General features: G+C 51.6%; 5 protein-coding genes. All 5 read right to left on the bottom strand.

What is annotated here, in order from left to right:
* Nucleotides 1-100: 100 nt before the first annotated feature.
* Nucleotides 101-304: a hypothetical protein gene (locus Q0231_RS10470; RefSeq protein WP_299347634.1), complete on the bottom strand. Its 204-nt coding sequence runs from the start codon at nt 302-304 to the stop codon at nt 101-103.
* Nucleotides 301-945, bottom strand: coding sequence for a glycoside hydrolase family 19 protein (locus Q0231_RS10465; RefSeq protein ID WP_299347633.1), 645 nt, complete (start codon nt 943-945; stop codon nt 301-303). The genes Q0231_RS10470 and Q0231_RS10465 overlap by 4 nt, the downstream gene beginning before the upstream one ends.
* A 17-nt stretch (nt 946-962) precedes the next feature.
* A complete protein-coding gene (locus Q0231_RS10460) occupies nt 963-1,172 on the bottom strand; it encodes a hypothetical protein (protein ID WP_299347632.1) in 210 nt (69 codons plus the stop codon).
* Between the two features lie 11 nt (nt 1,173-1,183).
* A complete protein-coding gene (locus Q0231_RS10455) occupies nt 1,184-1,405 on the bottom strand; it encodes a hypothetical protein (RefSeq protein ID WP_299347631.1) in 222 nt (73 codons plus the stop codon).
* On the bottom strand, nt 1,402-2,867 hold a 1,466-nt coding region (locus tag Q0231_RS10450), incomplete at its 5' end, for a cell wall hydrolase (RefSeq protein ID WP_299347630.1). The genes Q0231_RS10450 and Q0231_RS10455, both read right to left, overlap by 4 nt.

Below are 2,867 nucleotides of genomic sequence, written 5' to 3'. Positions count from 1 at the left end.
TCGCTTTCAGCCGCTACCTTACGGTCAATTGTGTCGAATAATCGACCAACAATGCCGCCTGTGAAAAAGTTTAAGACCGCATTAAAACCCGCTTTCCACATCACTCAGCCCGCCCCGGTGCTGTGGTTGTAACTTGCCGCAATACGTACATACCAACCGCAATGGAGATGATGATGATTGCACGTCCTTGTGTGTCCACACCAAGCGCGTCAGCGATTAAATGGGGGTCGACTAGCTCAATCGCTCCGTATAGCGCCACAAGCGCCGAGAATAGACGCGTACGCCAGCCTTTTAGCTTTTTCATTTCTTTGCTCCGAATATTGAGGTGATAAGTTGAACCAAAAGCGCGATTAGGCTTGAAATAATGCCCTGTGAGCGCGTTTCTGGACGTTTAGGGGGGATTGGGGCGGTTGACGTTGTTTTGCCATACCCAGCCGCTTTGAGCGCCGTATCGTGCTTTACTGCAAGGGCTGCAATCTTAGCCGCACGGTCCATGCCATTTACGATGCGCCGGGCCTGTTTGAAGCTGGATTTTTGGAGGGTGATATAGTCCGAAAGCTTTTTGCCCGTGAACCAGCCCTCTTTCATGCCAACCACCAGAATTTGAGCGGCAACATTCGGCTTCATTGCATCTGAAGGGCGGCGGACTAGATCAAGACCCAGTTTCTTACCCGCGTTTTCATAGTTGTATTTGTGAGTGAGTTGAACAAAGCCACGTCCAAAAAAACCATCGCGCCAATAAGGGGTTTTGACCCATTTGAGTTGACCCTTTTTAAATGCTGTTTCGAGGCGTGCTTTTGCTTGCGCGTCTGTCTTTGCAAAGGTTTCACGAACGGGCTTAAATGTGCCACCTGTTTCGTGTTCTGCTGTGGCGAGTACGTACGCGGCTTGATTTCTCAAAAGGCCATGCCTCTTGCACTCAGCCAATATAAGGCTTGCGCTCATTTTAAGCTCCAATGTGGTTATTTGTTTCTCAGCTTGTCGTGATACCGGGCTGATCGGTCTAAATGGCCGGGGTCTATCCATTCAAGAATTTGCCCCAATTGTTTCCAGCCGTGGCGGTCCGCATTTCTAGTCGCCCGCGCTGAAACTGTTTCGCTATGATGCCCGCCCGTTATCGCGTTCAAAAGACAGTCCGCCGCAATCAACACATTGAAAATGTAATCGCGCATAGACGCCTCTTTTATTTGCGTTTGAGGTAAGGCTTGATCATTCGGTAAATTGGTCTAAACAGCGCCATGAGAAAGACGCAAAACACGACCAGAATGGATATTTCTGGCGGGGTATTGGCTAAGAGGCAATCGAGTAAAACCCCGTCCGAACCGCCCGCGTCATGGATCACACAGCACTGTCGGATCTCAAAGAAGCCCTCAAGCCATTGAAAGCCCGTGCACCCGTCGCTCATTTGCGCTTCCATTCTTTTTCAACTTGATCGTAATAGCGATAGCCCTTAGGCTTTTCGTTGCTTGTGGAATACATCTTGGCTTCATTGCCTTGCACTTTGCCGACTTGACGGAAATTGCCCGGTGAACCCGCATAAATGTAGCCGTTGGAATGAACGACATTGCCGCTTGATGCAGCACGATCAAGGCCCATCATATGTGAAGGCCTGTTACCCAAAGCCTGTTGTATTTGCTGTTGCGCTGCCCGCCTTGCCGCCAGTCTCAGCCCGTCAATTTGACCTGCGATATCGTGTCGAACGTTGCGGATCGGAGCCAATGCACTGCGCACATTGTTGACCGTGCGTTGCAGCCCGTTCATTTGCCCGCCAAGGCCGGCCGGCCGTTGTGGAGGCGTTGGTGCGATCGGGTCCAAATAGTTCGGTTGGCTAACTTGTTGAATTGGCTGGATCGGATCAATTGGATTAATCGTGGCCTTGCCAACTTGCCGGGTGTAAGGAACGTTAAAGCCCGCCTCTGCCCGGTCAAAGTTGCGTGTGGAACGTGGTGTGGCAATTTTAGGCTGCGACGGGATTGGGTTGTTTAGGCTTGCGACCTTCATATCCAAGGCCATTTGCAGGGCTGGAGATGATTGATTGCCCATACTTGAGAAATCAAAGCGCGGGTCTTGCTGTGGTCTTGGCCGGGGCAATGCAACGGGGTTAACAGATGCCGTGCGCGTTGGCCGTGGCCGGGGTAGATTGACAGGCTTTTGCGGGGTTAGCGCTTTTTGAGCACCGCCCCAAAGGTTTTGCCCTGTGTCTAAAATTGAATTGCCAACCGCACTTGCAACTTTTAGCGCAGATGGCGCGGCTTGGCGTTCGAGCTTCTTGAAATTATTATATCCCCCCACTTTAGCGAAAAACGACGGGGCTTTCTGTTTAGGCTGCTCTGGTCGCCGCGCTGTTGTTGGCCGATCTGGTGGTGAAGGGGCATAGCCTAGTGATGGCACAACCGCCTTTTCAGTTGGGGAAAGGCTTTCAATCGCGGCTAGGGCTGTTTGCGGCTGCTCACCCTTACCAAGCAAAAATGTATGATTGCCGATTTGCTTTGTGCCATTTTTGTTTTCAGCATTTAGCCAATATGGGTCTTTGCCCGCAAAATATGCCAGACCACCGTTGGTAGGGTCTTTTGTGCGCCCGGAAAGCACGTCCGCCGCCGTTGCCCGCGCTGCCAAGTATGCAGGGTCGGTGCGCTTGAACCGCTTATCAGGATTATTCCCGCCCGCGCCTTTATTCCATGTACTGAATTGCTTGTTTTGCAGCATTACAGATTTTGGATCATTCGGGTAACGTGATGACGCAACACGGTTGTTGATGACGTGTCCAACCGCCTCTTGGCCTTTGCGCCCCTCGCCCGCCGCCTCACCAAGCAATGTCAAAGCCGCTGTGTGCAAAACATCGTCATTCAAACCTTGTTCACGGTTAG

Origin of the sequence: uncultured Maritalea sp., assembly GCF_937139385.1 — a bacterium.
Classification (GTDB): Bacteria; Pseudomonadota; Alphaproteobacteria; order Rhizobiales; family Devosiaceae; genus Maritalea; species Maritalea porphyrae_A.
The sequence above is the reverse complement of the archived record's forward strand: the minus strand, read 5'-3'. Positions and strand labels throughout refer to the sequence as shown.